Origin of the sequence: Limnoglobus roseus (assembly GCF_008254045.1) — a bacterium.
Classification (GTDB): domain Bacteria; phylum Planctomycetota; class Planctomycetia; order Gemmatales; family Gemmataceae; genus Limnoglobus; species Limnoglobus roseus.
This window is the reverse complement of sequence record NZ_CP042425.1, coordinates 3,504,145-3,520,700: the sequence shown is the minus strand read 5'-3', so window position 1 is coordinate 3,520,700 and position 16,556 is coordinate 3,504,145. Positions and strand designations below refer to the sequence as shown.

The window sequence follows — 16,556 nt, the reverse complement described above, 5'->3', positions numbered from 1 at the left end:
GCCAGGGGAAGCACTTCGTCCGACTTCGCACGCGGCGCGCGAGGGGCCCGTGGTACGGGCGGTCGAGTCGCGGCAGGCGGGACGATCACCTGTTGACACTGTGGACACCGGACGCGGTGTCCCGCCTGATCGTCGGCGACGCGGAGAAGCGTACCGCACGGACAGTTGATTTCAATCGGCACCGGGCGACCTCGGCCGGGGAGAGATTTTGGTCGCGAGTATCGTCGCCTCGGGCGACAGGCATGTCAACAAAATAGCACGGCCGGCGACCTCACCTTTGTGGGGCCACCGGCCGCGTTGTTAGGAACGGTGAGAGCTATTAGCGGTTCAGGTTGGAGAACACGCCGGCACAGTTGTTGGCCGGCTGGCCGATGCCAGGGCCGTAGATCGGCAGTGCGCAGTTGTTGCGGAAGCCAGGGTGGGAAACGCTGATCGGCAGGTCGCTACAGCCGCCGCGGCAGGGGCAGAAGAACGACTTGGACGTGCCGAAGATGAAGTTCGCGTCGCACAAAGCCGTGCCGTTGACCTGCTTGTGAGCCGATTTCTTCACCCGCGGGCCGCATTCGTCGCAGGCGGGGTTGCCGACGCCTTGAACGACGACCGGGCTGGCGCAGGTGTTACAGTCCTTGTCCTTGCCGCCCGCGTGGGCGAACGAAACGACGGCGAGGCTCAACACGGCGGCCGCGAGGGTCCGCATCATCAGTCCGTGACGCATGGGGTGTTCCTTTCGAGTGGATTCCACGAGCAACCGCTGTCCTGTTTGCGGTACTTCAGGCATCGGTTCGGGCGGCCGGTCGGAATCGGGCACGGCGATGAAAATGGGGGAACGATCTTCGCGACGTGGTCAGGTTCCCGGAGACGTGACGACAACGGCGGAAACGGCAGTCGATGGGGTGGCGACGGCTGTGCGTTCTGGTCAGGATTCGAGGCGCGACAGAAGGCGGCCGTAGTCGGCGGCGCGGTCGCGCCAGAGCCCACGCTTCTTCGCCTTGCGGTTCGGCCAGTTCACGAGGTTCAGGTGGTCGGCGGCGTGCCAGACGTCGGTTCGCTCGCCCCATGTAGCACTGGCGAGGCTGACGACGCCGTCGTTCGGCCCCTCGGCCTTGCCGACGATGCGGGCGGGCAGCCACCACTCGGCCCCGAGCCACGGCTTCGCGCAAACCCCGGCGACCGCGAAGTACCGCACCCCCGGCACATCCGGCACGTCCTCGTTAAACCGGCGGCACGAATCGACCGTCAGGTCGTGGAAGGCGTCCTCCGGCAACCCGGCTTTTCGGAGCAGCGGCCGAAAGAACCGTGCGAGGCGGTCCAATCCCCAGTCCGCGAAGCTGGTCCCGCGGTGGGGCGTGCCGACCGTGGTCAGCGACAGAACACGATCGTCCGCCCCGAGTTTCGAGATCATGTACCGGGCGTCGAGGCCGCCGAGGCTGTGGCCGATCAAGTGAACAGGTTGATTGCCGACCTCCCGCCGGAGGTACGCTCGCAATTCGGCCGCGCGGGTGGAGATGCCGGCCGTCGGGCTCAGGCGGGGGACCAACACGCGGTTGCCGCCAGCGGTCAGGTAGGAGCGGATGCCAGGGAAGTATTCCGCCACGGGCCGGCGGCAGGCGAAGATTTGATCGAAACCGCACAGACCGTGGAGCAGCACGATGGGGGCACGAATTTGCGGGGCGTCCTGCTCGAGTGCGTTCATTCGTTGCAATCCGGACTCTGTTCCGTAGGATGTCGGCGGTTCGCGACGGTGGGCTTCACGCACCCGTCAGAATTTCTGAATTGGAATAACCTAGCACCTTCACGGTTTCTACGCCATGCAAATTTCGACCGCGACCCCCGGCAAAACCCGCATCGGCTGGATCGGCACCGGCGTCATGGGCCGCTGGATGTGCGAACACGCCATTAAGAAGGGCTACTCGGCCACGGTGTACAACCGCAGCCGCGACAAGGCCCAACCGCTGATCGACCAGGGGGCGAAATTCGCCGACACGCCGAAGGCGGTGGCGGAAGCCAGCGACGTGGTGTTCGCCATCGTCGGCTTCCCGAAGGACGTGCGCGAGGTCTTCCTCGGCGAAGACGGGGCGCTCGCCGGGGCGAAGGCGGGGACGGTGTTGGTGGACATGACCACGAGTGAGCCGAGCCTGGCGGTGGAAATCTCGGAGGCCGCTACTGCGAAGGGCGTGGCCGCCCTGGACGCCCCGGTGAGCGGCGGCGACGTTGGGGCCAAGAATGCGGCCTTGAGCATCATGATCGGCGGCGACAAGGCCGTGGTCGCGGCCGTCACGCCGATCTTCGAGGCGATGGGCAAGACCATCGTCCACCAGGGCGGCCCCGGCGCGGGCCAGCACACGAAGATGGTGAACCAGATCCTCATCTCGTCGAACATGGTCGCGCTCTGCGAGGGGTTGCTCTACGGCTACAAGGCCGGCCTAGACCTGGAGACGGTGTTCAAGAGCGTGAGCGTCGGCGCGGCCGGCAGCAAGGCGCTGGAAGTCCTCGGGCCGCGGATCCTGGCCCGCAACTTCGAGCCGGGCTTCTACGTCGAGCACTTCATCAAGGACATGGGCATCGCACTGAAGGAAGCCGAGCGAATGAACCTGAGCCTGCCGGGCTTGGGGCTGGCGAAGCAACTCTACGAGAGCGTGCGAGCCCTCGGCTACGGCCGCAAGGGCACGCAGGCGCTGCTGCTCGCCCTCGAAACGATCAGCGGGGTGAAGCGGTAAGAGTGGCGGCCCTACAGGGATGCCGAAAGCCCGGCGGCCCCAGTCTTCCGGTCTGAAAGGCCGGTTCTATCAGCCCAGGCCGTGAGGCCTGGGTGATTGGCCGCCAATTTTTCGGCCCTGAAGGGGCCGTTCATTCCCGCGTGCCAGAATGAACGGCCCTTCAGGGCCGGACTACTCACGTGGTCGTAGCCCAGGCCTGCGCCTCGCTCCGACCTGGGCTGACTGAGCCGGCCATTCAGGCCGGAGAACCGATCGGCCGATCACCCTTCCCGGTTCACGAAGTCGATCAGTTGCCGCAGGCGGCCGTGGTTGTGGCGGTCGAAGCGGAACCTCAGCCTCGGATAGCTCGCCAGGTCCGGTTCGTTCGCCTCGGCCGGTAGGGCGTCGGTCTGCTCGAACGTGCCGCCGGTGAGCAAACTCGCAAACTCCGTTCGCACCTTTTCCAGCACCGCCTCCGACAACCGTGAGTGCAGTCGCAGCACTAGGTCGCCGCGGACGTACCGCATCGAGTGGTAGACGCGGTAGAACTGCGTCACTTCCTTCACCGCCTCCTCGACGGAATCGGTGATTTTGTAGAACGCCTGGTCCTGCGGCGAGATGTAGCCGCGTTTCAACAGGCCGTCTTCGATGAACCGCTGCCAGCAGGCCCAGTAGTCTCCGCCGGGCTCGTCCACCAGCACCAGCGGGAAGATGTGCGACTTGCCAGTCTGGATGAGCGTGAGCGTTTCGAACGCCTCGTCGTGCGTGCCGAAGCCGCCGGGGAAGAGGGCGACGGCGTCCGACTCCTTCACAAACGCGAGTTTGCGGGTGAAGAAGTACCGCATGTTCATCAACTTCGGGTCGTCGAGAATCACCGGGTTGGCGGCCTGCTCGAACGGCAGGAGGATGTTCAGGCCGAAACTGCTGTCGCGGCCGGCCCCGATGTGCCCAGCCTCCATGATGCCGGCCGCGGCCCCGGTGATGACCATGTACCCGGCCGCGGCCATCTGCCGGCCGAACTCGACGGCGGCGGCATACGCCGGGTGGTCCGGCTTCGTGCGGGCGGAGCCGAAGACGGTGACCTTCAGCTTGCCGCGGTACGGGGCGAAGACGCGGAAGCAGTGCCGCAGTTCCTTCATCGACGTGGCCAACAACTTCGCGTCGCCGCGACCGCAGTTGTCGGTCTTCAGTTTCTCGGCCGTCTGCTGAATCTGCTGAACGTACTGGTCGATGTCGGACTTCGGCGACTTCGGCTTCGTCTCGGTGGTGTCCGATTCGAGGATGGATTCGAACGCGGTGTTGGGAAGGGGTTCGTCTGGCATGGGGCCTCCTTGCGACATTCTACCCCCCGGCCGCGGCTTCACCCACCCTTCAGCATCTTCACGTACTCGCGCATCCAGGCGGGGTTGTCGTGCCAGGTGCGGGCGGTGACGAGGTTGCCGGACACCACGACCTCGCGGTCGAGGTACGTGCCGCCGGAGAACTCGCAGTCGAACTTGCACTTCGCCACCGTCGTCGCCTCGCGGCCGGTCAGCACGTCGGCGGCGGCCAGGATTTCAATGCCGTGGCACACCGACGCGACTGGCTTTTTCGCGGCGAACATCGCCTTCGTCACGCGGATCAGTTCCGGGTCGTACCGCAGGTACTCCGGGGCACGGCCGCCGCTGATGACCATGCCGTCGTACTCGTCGGGGTCCACGTCCGTGAAGGCCACGTCGGCCCGCAGTTTGTAGCCGGGCGACTCGACGGTGATGTCCCAGTCGGGGTGCCGGTCGTGCTGGACGAGGTGGTACGCGCGAGCCGACGGGCCGGCCACATCCACCGTCCAGCCTTCTTCCTTCAGGCGGAACAACGGGTAGAAGGTGTCCAGTACTTCGGCGGCGTCGCCGATGACGAGCAGAATCTTTTTCACGGTTAGCCCTCTGCGAACGCCGCCTACTTCGGCGGGTTGAAGTACGCCTCCAGGCCTTCCCACGTGTCGAGCGGGAAGCTGTCTTGCTTCCCGCCGTCGCCGTGACAGGTCACGCACCGGGCGGCGAGAATCGACTTCACCTTCACCGCCTTGCCGTCGGCCAAGAATTCCGGCGTCAGCGGCTTGCCGGTCCGGTCGAGCGGCAGTGGGAAGCTGTCGGCCTCGTAACTCTTCTTACGATCCGCGACCGGCGTCCGCAGCCACGCCTGGAGGACCAGGCGTTCCCCCTCGCGTTCCTGTTCGACGTGCGGGTGTTTCGCCACCAGTTCCTTGAACTTCTTGTCCTTCTCGAAGAACGCGGGGGCCATCGTCCCGTCGCCGCTGAACGGGACGTTCTTGTCCCGCGATGCCATGATGAGTTTCTCCAGGTGCGACGTCTGGGCCATCGGCGCGGCCGGAGCCGGAACCGGGGCGGCCGCTTGCTTCTGGCCGGCCGCCTTATCGTCGGCCTTCGGCGGTTCCTCCTTCTTCGCGGCCCGTGCCCTCTCCACGTCGAGGGCTGGCTGCACGACCTTCAGGCCGACGTAGACCGCCCCCGCCCCGCCGCCGATGAGCAGCAGGACCATCACGGCCCGGCCGAAGCCGGTCCACATGTTCAGGGTGCCGAGGATGATGTGGATGAGCAGGCCGATGCCGGTGAGGGTGCCGGTGCCGATGATCGCCATCGCGAAGAACGGCCCAACGCCGTCCACGCGGGCCAGCCACCAGCACGACACGTCCGCGATCTGTGCGGCCACCACCATCGGCGCGAAGATGCACCGGAACCAGACCGGGTAACTCGTGAACGCGAAGATGATCCCCGTCAGGCTGAACAGCATCGCGAAGCTGAGCAGGTGGGCGTGCGTGGATTGCGTGAGGGCCTCGATGCTCATCTGCCGTTCGCTGCGGACCATGCCGTCCACGATCTCGACCTTGTCCGGCGGCACCCAGTACTTCGCGATCTGCTCGACGTTCTCCAACGGGAACTTCTCGACTTGCTCGCCCTTCTTGTGGCAGCGGGCGCACCGCTCATTGAAAATCAGCTTCACCCGCACGCCGGTCTTATTCGCGGTGAGGGCAGCCGGCGTGATCGGCTTGCCCTTCAGAGCATCGGGCAGCGGCAGGTTGTCGTTCTCATAGGCAGACTTGCGGCCGTCCTCGGGCAGCTTCAGCCACTCGTCGAGCGCGATCCGTTCTCCTTCGCGTTCCGCGTCAAGGACGGCCTTCCGCTTCGGGTCCGCCTTGATCTGCTTGCTGTACTTCTCCTCGTTCAACTCCCCCTCGTTGTCGCGGGTGAAGAAGGCCGGGGCCATTGTGCCGGACCCGTTGAACGCCGCCCCTTCGATCGGCCCCATGATGAGCTTTTGGAGTTTACTCCGCGGCGGACCGCGGTCCTCGTCCGTCGCCTTCTTCCAGCCAGCGAAGATTTCGACCACGTCGCCGAGGCCGGGCATCGCCTCGCCGTTCCGAGACGAGTGTTGCAGGTGCAGCTGCACGAGGGCGGAGAAGTAACCGAGGCCGACGCCGATGAGGTAGCAGGTGACGACCAGCTTCGCGGGCGTGGGCAGATCGCGCAGGCTGTACGGCCTGGGGGTGTCTGTCATGGGAGAAGTCTCCGACCAAAAAGGTGCATCAGCGGAGTATACGACCGACGCGGGCCATCGGAACGGCCCGCCGGGGGGTGGGATAACTATTAGATTAACCGGCCGCCGTGGGGGTGAGCAACAACTTCTCGGCGGCGGTCAGCACTTTCTCGCGGGCGATCGGCAGCGCGTCCGGCAATCTCGCCCCGGACGCGAGCTTGTGCCCGCCACCGTTGAACTGCTCGGCCAATGCCGACACGTCGGCCGACCGCGAGCGGAAGCTGACCTTCGTGCCGCCGTCGGCCTGTTCGATGAACAGCAGCGCGACTTCGACGCCGTCGATCTTCCGAGGGTAGTCGATCAGGTCTTCCGTGTCGCCCGGCACGGCCCCGCACTGCCCGTAGTCCTTCAGCACGACTTCCGTGAATGCGATCTTGCCGCCCGCCCGCACTTGCAGCCGCTGAATCGCCACCCCGGCCAACTTGAGCCGGCCGAGCGAGGCGCACTCGAAAATCTGCTCGTACAGCGGCGTCGGGTTCGCCCCGGCCCGCACGAGTTCTTCCGCGAGTTCGAACGTCTTGGCCGTGGTGTTCGCGTGGCGGAACCAGCCGGTGTCAAGGGCGAGGGCCATGAACAGGTGGTGCGCCGCCTTCGGCGACAGCGGCGCGTCGAGTGCTCGGATGATCTCGTAGGACAGCCGCCCGGCCGCCTCCGCGGACGTGTCCACGAAAGCCAGCCCGCCGAGATCGTCCTGAGTGCGGTGGTGGTCGATCACGGCCTTCGGCACCGTCATCGACCGCATGAACGGCCCGAAGTCGCCGAGTTGCCCCCACGTCCCCGTGTCCAGCACGAGGATCGCGTCCACGTTGCGGAAGTTGTCGGCCGTCTGTGCCGTGAACTCTTCAACCACCTCACGCTTTGGGTCGAGGAAGGCGTACCGCGGCGGCAGCTTGCTCGCGATGACGACGCGGGCCGTCTTGCCGATGGCCGCGAGCGCGTCGGCCAACCCGAGTTGTGCCCCCAACCCGTCGGCGTCCGGCCGCACGTGCGTCATGAGCAGGAACGTCTGATGGCGGCGAATGAGTTCAACGAGCGGCGACCAATCCAGCGGCATGAGGAATCCTTCGGCGGGAGGTGGGGGAATTATATGCGAACGGCGCCAAAACCGACGCCCGTCATTGACAGTTGGACTTGTCATAGGACACGACGCGGGGTAAACTGACTTAACTGACGGACGAGTCCGATTATTAATCGCGAGTGCCAGGATGGGCGCGAAAGACACTCCCCCACGCAAACCCGGTCGGCCGCGGGACCCGGACCTGGAAGCCCGCCGGCGCGGCGAGATTCTCGACGCTGCCGAAAAGGCGTTCGCGAGCACTGGGTTCGCCGAGACGGATGTGCAAGTCATCGCCGACCAACTCGGCCTCGGCAAAGGGACGGTCTACCGCTACTTCCCCACGAAGAAGGACTTGTTCCTCGCCACGGTGGACCGCGGCCTGGCCGACCTGACGACCGAAATGGAAACGGTCATCACGGACGAAGCCATCGACCCCGTCGAGATGATCCGCCACGCCTTCCACACGTACTTGCGATTCTTCGCCCGCCGGCCGGAACTGACGGAACTGTTCTTTCAGGAGCGGGTCGCGTTCCAGGGCCGCGAGACGCCGCGGTACTTCTCCAGCATGTGCACGCACCAGTCCCGCGACGAGGAGATGGTGAAGCACCTGATCGCGGCCGGCCGGCTGCGGCCGGTGGAAGTCGAACACCTGTTGACGGTCCTCGGCGACCTGCTCTTCGGCACCGTCCTCTCGAACCACCTCTCCGGCCGCACGGCCGACCCGGTCGCGCAGGCCGACGCCATCGTGGACGTGCTCTTCCACGGCATCCTCACCGACCGCGAACGCAAGACCCACTCGCAGAGGCCCAAGAAATGAACCGCCTGTTCTTGATCGGCTTGATCGCGTGCGCCGGCTGCGCGCCCAAGAAAGAAACGGCCACCTCGACGGAACCGCAACCCGTGACCGTGACGGTCACGCCGCTGAAGAAGCAGAATGTCCGCCGGGCGGTGTCGGTTGTCGGCACGCTCAACGGCTACGAGGAAGTGATTCTCGCGCCGAAGGTCGACGGCCGCGTGATCGCCATTCGCGCCGACGTCGGCGACGTGGTTTCGCCCGGCGCGACGCTGTTAGAACTCGAAACGTCCGACTATGTCTTGTCCGTCGCCGAGGCGAGGCAAGCTCTGAATGCGGAACTCGCCAAGCTCGGACTCATTGTCCTCCCGCCGGGCGAAATCGACGTCGAGCAAGTCCCTTCGGTTCGGCGGGCGGCCGTTGGGGTGGAGGACGCGGCCCGAAAGTTCAAGCAAAAGAAAGACCTGCTGGCTCGGGCGGCCGTCTCGCGGGACGAGTACGACGTGGCCGAGACGGAAGTGAAACTCGCCGAGGCGACCAAGACGCAGGCCGTCACGGACGCCCGGGCGATCCTGGCCGCGGCCCGACTGCGGAAGGCGTCCCTCGACCTGGCCGAGCAGAAGTTGCGCGACAGCAAGTTGATCGTGCCGACGCCGGTGGGCACAACGGCCACCCCGACGCAAGTGCGCTACGCCGTCGCCGAGCGAATGCTCACCGAGGGCAGCATGGTCCGCTCGATGCCGGTCACGAACGCCTTCCGGCTCGTGCTGGCACACGCCCTGAAACTGCGGGTGATGGTCCCGGAACGGCACGCCGCCGAGGTGAAGATCGGCCAACTCGCCGAGGTCATCGCCGACGCCGTGCCCGGCCGGGCTTACGTCGGCAAGATCGTCCGCATCAACCCGACCGTCGATTCCACCAACCGCACGTTCCAGGTGGAAATCGAGGTGCCGAACGCCGACGGCGTCCTGAAGTGCGGCGGCTTCGCGAAGGCCGACATCCAAACCCGGACCGACGCCGACGTACCAACGGTGCCGCCGGAAGCAATCGTGACGTTCGCCGGTGTGAACAAAATCTTCGTGGTCGAGAGCGGTAAGGCGAAGGCCATCGAAGTGCAACTCGGTACCCGCGAAAAGGACTGGGTCGAACTCATCGGCCAACTCCCTTCGGCCGCGACGGCGGTGACGAGCGGACAATCTCAGTTGGTGGACGGGTCCGCGGTGAAGATTCGAGACGCGAATACGGCCCGCTGATGACGCAGACCTTCGGGCGCTGATGAAATCCTGATAAGACGGAAAATCCGGTCTCGATTTCATCATCTTCATCTGCGTTGAAATCCGCGTCATCAGCGGGCCATTCTTCAGGAACACGCCATGATCTGGGACATCTGCATCCGCCGGCCGGTCTTCACATCGATGCTCATGCTCGCGCCGATCGTCCTCGGCCTCGCGTCGTACTACCGCCTCGGCGTGGAACTCTTCCCGAACGTGGACATCCCCGTGGTGGTGGTGACGACCACCCTCAAAGGGGCGAGCGTCGAGGAGATGGAAGCGTCGGTGACGAAGCCGATCGAAGAAATCGCGAACACCGTATCCGGCATCGACGAACTGCGGTCCACCACGAAGGAGGGGCTGTCGCAGTTGGTGATCGGGTTCAAGCTCGAAAAGAACGGCGACATCGCGGCCCAGGAAATCCGCGACAAGATTTCGACGGTTAAGCAGACGCTGCCCCTCGGCACCGACGAGCCGAAGGTCGAGAAGTTCAACCTCGACGCGGCCCCAGTGGTAACGATCGCCGTGTCCGCGAAGCGATCGTTGCGCGAGACGACGGAGATCGCGAAGAAGCTGTTGAAGGAAGACCTGGAAGGAGTGCCCGGCGTCGGTGCGGTCGTCCTCGTCGGCGGGCAGAGCCGCACGGTGAACGTGTGGGCCGACCCCGCCAAACTGCGGGCGCGAGAGATTTCGATCGAGGACGTGCGGCGGGCGCTCCTCGAGCAGAACGTCGAACTCCCCGGCGGGAAGGTGAACGGCGGTGCGAAGGAAGAGGGCTTACGGATCGTCGGCCGAATGAAGACGGTGGCCGACTTCCCGGACATCATCGTCGCGAACCGCAACGGCACGCTCACCCGCGTCCGCGACATCGTTACCGGGCCGACCGGCTCCATCGGCGACGGCGTCGAAGACGGCGTCGAGGAATCCCGCGGCCTATCCCGGCTCGACGGTGACATCGCGGTGTCGCTCATCGTCCAGAAGCAGTCCGGCGGCAACACGGTGAAGGTGGCCGACGCGATCAAGGCCCGCCTGGAGAAGATCAAGCCATCACTCCCGGCCGACATCCGCGTGGAAGTGATCCGCGACCAGTCGAAGTTCATCAAGGGGTCGATCGAGGAGGTGAAGTTCCACCTGTTGCTCGCGGCCATCCTCGTCAGCGGCGTGATCTACCTGTTCATCCGCGACTGGCGAACCACCGTGATCGCCGCCCTCGCGGTGCCGACGAGCATCATCGGCACGTTCGCGTTCATGGACTTCATGGGCTTCTCGCTCAACAACATGACGCTCCTCGGCATGATCCTCGCCGTCGGCATCGTCATCGACGACGCCGTCGTCGTGCTGGAGAACGTCTTCCGCCACATGGAAGAGTACGGCCGCACCGGGCGGGAAGCCGCCAGCGTCGCGACGAAGGAAATCGCCCTCGCGGTGCTGGCGACCACCCTCTCGCTGGCCGTGATCTTCGCCCCGATCGCGTTCATGTCCGGGCAGGTCGGGCGGTTCTTCAACAGCTTCGGGTTCGTCGTCGGGTTCGCGATCCTGCTCAGCATGGTCGTCAGCTTCACGCTCACGCCGATGCTGTGCGCGAAGTTTCTGAAGCCGCTGCCGCACGGTTCGCACTCCGACGGCGGCCTGTGGGGCTGGGTCACGCGGCGGTACATCGGCATCCTGGCGTGGTCGCTGCGGCACCGCTGGGTCGTCGTGGTGGCCGGCATCGCCACGTTCTTCAGCACGCCGGTGCTGTTCCAGACGGTCGGCACCGACTTTGTGCCGAAGGACGATCAGAGCGAGTTCGAAGTCGCGATCAGCCTGCCCGAAGGCTACACCCTCGACCGGGCCAGCACCACTTGCCGCGAAGTCGAACAGCGGCTCGCGAAGCTGCCCGGCGTGACGAACGTGTTCACGACCATCGGCGAGACGAACGGCAAGTCCGCGAAGGGTCAGGGGGACGTGACCATCGCGAACCTCTATTGCCGCATGATCGACCTGAAGGAGCGGACGTTCTCGCAGGCGAGCGTGATGGCCCAGGCCCGCGAGGTGGTCCGCGACTTCCCCGACCTGCGGTCGAACGTGCAAGAAGTGAAACTATTCAGTTCGTCGGCGTTCAAGAACGTGCAACTGGAAATCAGCCTCCGCGGGCCGGACATCGACAAGCTGAACGAGATGGCCGGCAAGGTGAAGGCGTTCATGAAGGCCAGCCCGCACTACACCGACGTGGACACGAACGCCTCGAACCGCACGCCGGAGTTGCAGGTGTTCATCCAGCGGGACCGGGCCGCCAACCTCGGCGTGCCGGTGGCGACGGTCGCGAGTACCCTCGGCGTCCTCGTCGGCGGCGAGCCGGTGTCGAAGTACAAGGAAGGGGCCGACCAGTACGACGTCTGGCTGCGGGCCAACCTGCCGAACCGCGACCGGGCCAGTGCCGTGCGCAGCCTCACCGTGCCATCCCGGACGGGGCAGCTTGTGGAACTCGACAACCTCGCGGACCTCAGCACCGCCCGCAGCCCGGCCAACATCGAACGCTACAACCGCCAGCGGCAGGTCACGGTAACGAGCAACCTCGCCCCCGGCTTCGCCCTCGGGAACGCGCTGCCAGAAGTGCAGGCGTTCATCCAGACTCTCGACCTGCCGCTGGAGTACCAGAACGAGTTCCTCGGCGAGGCGAAGCTGATGCAGGACTCGAACAGCAACTTCGCCATCGCGTTCCTGCTGGCGTTCGTGTTCATGTACATGATCTTGGCGGCCCAGTTCGAATCGCTCGTCCACCCGGCAACGATCCTGCTCGCCGTGCCGCTGACGCTGCCGTTCGCGCTGGTGTCGCTGCTCATCCTGCAAACGCCGCTGGACGTGTACGCGATGATCGGCCTGTTCATGCTGTTCGGCATCGTGAAGAAAAACGGCATCTTGCAGGTGGACTACACGAACGTCCTGCGGGCGAGAGGGATGCCGCGGAACGAGGCGATCCTGCAAGCGAACGAGAAGCGGCTGCGGCCGATCCTGATGACGACGATCATGCTCGTGGCCGCGATGATCCCGATTGCGACCGGCCAGGGTCCGGGGGCGTCCGCCCGCGCGAGCATGGCGAAGGTCATCCTCGGCGGCCAGTTGCTCAGCTTGCTGCTGTCGCTGCTGGTGACGCCGGTGGCCTACTCGATCTGGGACGACCTGACGCAGTGGCTGAAGCGGCGGTTCGTGCGAACGCCGCGGCCGGAGCCGGTGACGAGCGAGACGCTGATCGAGCTTGAGAGGGCGACCGTGTGAACGGGCGTCGGCTGAGCCGAACGCGCGACCGTGACCGTTCTACTTGGCGGTCCAGATTCTAGCCGTGCCGTCGTCGCCGGCCGTCACGATCCGCGACCCGTCCGGGCTGAACGCGGCCGAGAAGACCGTCCGCCCGTGGCCTTCCAGGGTTAACACTTGCTTGCCGGTCGTCGCGTCCCAGACCCGGCCGAGATAGTCGCCCCCGGCGGTCACGATCCGCGAGCCGTCGGCGCTGTACGCCGCGGAGTGAACGATGCCCTCGCCCGCTTTGAGGGTGAGCATCTCGGCCCCGGTCTTCGCGTCCCACACCTTCGCCGTTCGGTCCCAACTCGCGGAGACGATCCGCGTGCCGTCCGGGCTGAACATCGCCGTCTTCACCCAGTCGGTGTGCCCCTTGAAGGTGAACATTTCGGTGCCGGTTTTCGCGTCCCAGACCTTCGCCGTGGCGTCGTCGCTGGCGGTGACAACCCGCGACCCGTCCGGGTTAAATGCGGCGAACCCGACGGCCCGCCCGTGCCCTTTGAAGTCGCGCACCTCTTGCCCGGTGGTGGCGTCCCAGACGGCGGCCGAGTAGTCGGATGTGACGGCGGCCACGATCTGCTTGCCGTCCGCGCTGTACAGGGCGGAGTAGAAGCTGCCGTAAGAGTGCGGGGTCTTCAGGCTGAGGAGTTCGGCCCCCGTTTTGGCGTCCCAGATGCGGCCCGTGGCGTCGTGGCCGGCGGTGACGATCCGTGTGCCGTCGGGGCTGAACGCGGCGGTGAAGACGCCGAAGGTGTGCCCCTTCAGCGTGAGAACCTCCGCCCCGGTCGCGGCGTCCCACACCTTCACAGTCTTGTCTTCACTCGCGGTAACGACCCGCGTGCCGTCCGGGCTGAACATGGCGAACGTGACCTTCGCCGCGTGCCCGGTCAGCGTCGTCTGCTTCGTCTGCGTGAACGCCGTCCAGTAGTCGGCGGCCGGCTTGATCGGCGTCTTCGGGTTCTTCGCCGCGTTCTTTCCGTCACCGGGGTCTCGGAAAATCAAATCCTGCAAGTCCTTCGAAATCCGGTCGCGTTCCTGTTTGGTCCGCTCGGCGTCCTTTTTGATGTCGTCGAGCAATTGCGCCGACGGGTTGGCCTTCGGCGTGGGGTCCGCCGCGGCCGTCGCAACCGGTGAATTCGGCGTCGAAGCTGATTGCTCCCCCGTCCGCACTAACGGGTAGAGGAACACTCCGCCGACCGCAAGAACGGCGACGACCAGCACGGCGACCGCGATTCGTACTCGCGAATTCTTCGCCGTGCGGGCCGAGGGAACCGGAGTCCGGCGAGCCGGGACGTGCGTCAGCGTTTCGGCTTCCGGCCCGTCGAGCCAAACCAGTTGCAGGGCCGCCGACAGTTCGACCGCGCTCGGGTACCGCTCGGCGGCCTTCTTCCTCAGGCACTTCGCGATGACCGCGGCCAGGTCCGGTGGCAGGGCGGCGTTCAGTTCCCGCGGCGGCGTGGGGTCGTCCTGTACGATCCGCGTCATGACGGCGAAGGAACTGTCGGCCGCGAACGGTCGCTTTCCGGTCAGGCACTCGTACAAGATCACGCCGAGCGACCAGACGTCCGACGGCGGGCCGATTTGCTTGGCGTGCCCCTGAGCCTGTTCCGGCGACATGTAGTGGACGGTGCCCATCACGGCGTGGGTGCCGGTCAACTCCGAATCGGGGGACTTCGCAAGGCCGAAATCCGTCACCTTCGGCTCGTCGAACTCGCTGAACAGGATGTTCGCAGGCTTCAGATCGCGGTGCGTGACTCCGTGGGCGTGAACCACGGCCACCGCGCTAACGATCTTCTTGAGGATGGGAAGCATCCGTGGAAGATCGACCGCGGCGGACCGCCGAAGCCAATCCGAGAGTGACCCCTTGGGGAGCAACTCCATGCTGTAGTAAATCGTGCTACCGGCGGGCGCGACTTCAAACAGCTCCACGAGATTTGGATGACTGATGAGGGCCGTCACGCGGGCCTCGTTGAAGAACCTCTCCACGAGCACTCGCGGAACCTGATCCGCGTTCGGGATCAGTTTGATCGCCACGAATCGTCCGAGTTGAAGGTGGCGGGCCTTGTAGACGACACCCATGCCGCCCTGCCCGATTTTCTCCAGGAGTTCGTACCCAGGGATGGCGGGAAGGTTGACTTCCGTGGACGGGAGAAAGGCTTGCGACTTCGCGTCGGCGAGCGACTCGGAAGAGGCCGCCGTCTCCAGATCCTGGGCCTGCGGCACGACCTTTTTATCTTCGGCCATGATCGGCACTCGGATGAGATTGGTGCGAACGTGCCGAGATTGTAATGGCTGACGGCGGAAGGGGCGAACTTCCGGCACCGCCGACTTCAATCCCAGTCGAGCTTCAGACCGCTCTCGGCCTTCTCGACCGTGACTTCGACCTTCGAGTTCGAGCCGCTGTACTTGTCGAAGAACGCCTTCTGATCGGCCGGCGGACCGACCGCCTTGCCGGGGATCGCACCCGGCTTCGACTGCGCCGCGAGCCCGTCGAACTGAACGAACACGCGGTGCTTGCCGCGCTCGGCCCCTTTCGTCTGGGGGTCGTAGGACAGCTCGAACCGGCCGTCGGCGTCCGTCGAACCCATGCTCGGCCGGCCCTTCTGCGGGACGAAATGGACGTAGGCGTTCGCCACCGGCTTACCCTTGTAGGACAGCGTCCCCGAGACCGGGACAACGGGGCCGTCCCCACCGCAGCCGGGCAAAACCAGGGCGCAGAGGAGGATCAACCCGACGAGTTTTCGTGTCAACACCGTTGGTGCCTTTCGAACGGGAGAAATGGGGGAAAGCCCGCCGGCCCGAAAGCCGGCGGTGCGAAAGGGAGGTCCGGCGGGGGTTACGGGGCGGTCGCGATATCGCCCTGGTTGCGGGTGCCGAGCGCCATGTAGACGTTCAGGTCGATGGTGTTCGGAACGAACGCGACGTGGCCGTCCACGAAGACGGTCATGATCCCGCCGGTGTGCGACCCGGTGGCGGCCCGACTGTTGCCCTTCTGCGACCAGTTCGGCGACTGCGACGCGGTGATGAGGCCCTGCGACTGGTGGTGGACCCAAAAGAACTGATTGCACCCGCTGCCGTCGAAGCACCAACTCTGGTTCGCGTTGTTCGACTTCTCACTGATGTACATGGTGTTGCTGGTGCCGTCGGTGACGTCCTTCATGCCGAGCTTGCTGTTGATCCAGCCCATGCCCCAATAGTCTGGCGAAGCCGATCGTTCCGGACAGCACGTTTCCGAGAAGCCAGCCCGCCCGGAGTCGTAGACCATCGCGTAGTCCTTGTTTGTGTTCGCGAACCCCAGGCGGCCACGGATTGCCGACGGGCAGACGAAGAACTTCGGCATGTTGTTCGCCGCCGTGATATTCGGGTTCGGGCTGCCGCCGACGGTCGGGTTGCCAGGGCCGCGGTCCACGTTCGGCCCGCCGCCGAAGCCGCCGGTGTCCTCCGGGACGTTCGCCGCGTAAGCGGGGACGTTGAAGTTGATCGAGTTGTAGATGTTCTGGGCCTCGGCGTACGGCAGGATGCGGGCAGCCCAACTGTACGCTCCCCACGGGCAGCACCCGCTGTTGGGGTCGGCCCACGGGGCCACCCAGTTGCTATTCGGCTGCGTGGACCCGGACCACGCGACCGGCGGGGCGTACACACCGGGCGGGAACGCGCCCATCGTGTCGTGGTGGCTCTGGCACGCCAGGCCCATCTGTTTCAGGTTGTTAGTGCAACTCATCCGCGCGGCGGCCTCGCGGACCTTCTGCACGGCCGGCAACAGCAAGCCGATGAGGATCGCGATGATGGCGATGACGACTAACAACTCGATGAGCGTGAAGCCACGCCGGGAGAAAGACGGACGCATAGACACCTCAAAAAAAAGA

At 65.4% G+C, this 16,556-nt stretch carries 13 protein-coding genes; 4 read left to right on the top strand and 9 right to left on the bottom strand.

Annotated elements, in window-relative coordinates; translation table 11 throughout:
- Positions 1 to 319: 319 nt before the first annotated feature.
- The gene (locus PX52LOC_RS14855) at positions 320 to 715 is read right to left on the bottom strand and encodes a hypothetical protein (RefSeq protein WP_149110847.1); all 396 of its coding nucleotides are present in this window, start codon (positions 713 to 715) and stop codon (positions 320 to 322) included.
- Positions 716 to 916: 201 nt separating this feature from the next.
- On the bottom strand, positions 917 to 1,693 hold the full coding sequence (locus PX52LOC_RS14850) for an esterase/lipase family protein (protein WP_149110846.1): 777 nt from the start codon (positions 1,691 to 1,693) through the stop codon (positions 917 to 919).
- Positions 1,694 to 1,808: 115 nt separating this feature from the next.
- On the opposite strand from PX52LOC_RS14850, the gene PX52LOC_RS14845 reads away from it, so the two are divergent.
- Positions 1,809 to 2,717 carry an NAD(P)-dependent oxidoreductase gene (locus PX52LOC_RS14845; protein WP_149110845.1) on the top strand — a complete coding sequence of 303 codons (909 nt, stop codon included), beginning with the start codon at positions 1,809 to 1,811 and terminating at the stop codon, positions 2,715 to 2,717.
- Between the two features lie 260 nt (positions 2,718 to 2,977).
- On the opposite strand, the gene PX52LOC_RS14840 is transcribed toward PX52LOC_RS14845, so the two are convergent.
- The 4 genes from PX52LOC_RS14840 to PX52LOC_RS14825 form a co-directional block, all read right to left on the bottom strand.
- Complete coding sequence (locus PX52LOC_RS14840; RefSeq protein WP_149110844.1) at positions 2,978 to 4,018, bottom strand: LOG family protein; 1,041 nt, start codon at positions 4,016 to 4,018, stop codon at positions 2,978 to 2,980.
- Between the two features lie 38 nt (positions 4,019 to 4,056).
- On the bottom strand, positions 4,057 to 4,608 hold the full coding sequence (locus tag PX52LOC_RS14835; RefSeq protein WP_149110843.1) for a DJ-1/PfpI family protein: 552 nt from the start codon (positions 4,606 to 4,608) through the stop codon (positions 4,057 to 4,059).
- Positions 4,609 to 4,631: 23 nt separating this feature from the next.
- A complete protein-coding gene (locus PX52LOC_RS14830) occupies positions 4,632 to 6,251 on the bottom strand; it encodes a hypothetical protein (protein WP_149110842.1) in 1,620 nt (539 codons plus the stop codon).
- 94 nt (positions 6,252 to 6,345) lie between these two features.
- Positions 6,346 to 7,344 (bottom strand): DHH family phosphoesterase, encoded by a 999-nt coding sequence (locus tag PX52LOC_RS14825; protein WP_149110841.1) that lies wholly within the window; start codon positions 7,342 to 7,344, stop codon positions 6,346 to 6,348.
- Between the two features lie 151 nt (positions 7,345 to 7,495).
- Here PX52LOC_RS14825 and PX52LOC_RS14820 point away from each other — a divergent pair, with 151 nt between their 5' ends.
- The 3 genes from PX52LOC_RS14820 to PX52LOC_RS14810 all read left to right on the top strand — a co-directional run bounded on the left by PX52LOC_RS14820 (position 7,496) and on the right by PX52LOC_RS14810 (position 12,669).
- A complete protein-coding gene (locus PX52LOC_RS14820; RefSeq protein WP_149110840.1) occupies positions 7,496 to 8,164 on the top strand; it encodes a TetR/AcrR family transcriptional regulator in 669 nt (222 codons plus the stop codon).
- Complete coding sequence (locus PX52LOC_RS14815; RefSeq protein ID WP_149110839.1) at positions 8,161 to 9,393, top strand: efflux RND transporter periplasmic adaptor subunit; 1,233 nt, start codon at positions 8,161 to 8,163, stop codon at positions 9,391 to 9,393. Before PX52LOC_RS14820 ends, PX52LOC_RS14815 begins: the two co-directional genes overlap by 4 nt.
- Positions 9,394 to 9,513: 120 nt before the next feature.
- Positions 9,514 to 12,669, top strand: a complete 3,156-nt coding sequence (locus PX52LOC_RS14810; RefSeq protein ID WP_149110838.1) for an efflux RND transporter permease subunit — start codon at positions 9,514 to 9,516, stop codon at positions 12,667 to 12,669.
- Between the two features lie 39 nt (positions 12,670 to 12,708).
- Here PX52LOC_RS14810 and PX52LOC_RS14805 read toward each other — a convergent pair whose 3' ends face one another.
- The 3 genes from PX52LOC_RS14805 to PX52LOC_RS14795 form a co-directional block, all read right to left on the bottom strand.
- A complete protein-coding gene (locus PX52LOC_RS14805; protein WP_149110837.1) occupies positions 12,709 to 14,934 on the bottom strand; it encodes a WD40 repeat domain-containing serine/threonine protein kinase in 2,226 nt (741 codons plus the stop codon).
- 86 nt (positions 14,935 to 15,020) lie between these two features.
- Complete coding sequence (locus PX52LOC_RS14800) at positions 15,021 to 15,443, bottom strand: transthyretin-like family protein (protein ID WP_149110836.1); 423 nt, start codon at positions 15,441 to 15,443, stop codon at positions 15,021 to 15,023.
- 83 nt (positions 15,444 to 15,526) lie between these two features.
- The gene (locus PX52LOC_RS14795; RefSeq protein ID WP_149115506.1) at positions 15,527 to 16,537 is read right to left on the bottom strand and encodes a DUF1559 family PulG-like putative transporter; all 1,011 of its coding nucleotides are present in this window, start codon (positions 16,535 to 16,537) and stop codon (positions 15,527 to 15,529) included.
- Positions 16,538 to 16,556: the final 19 nt, after the last annotated feature.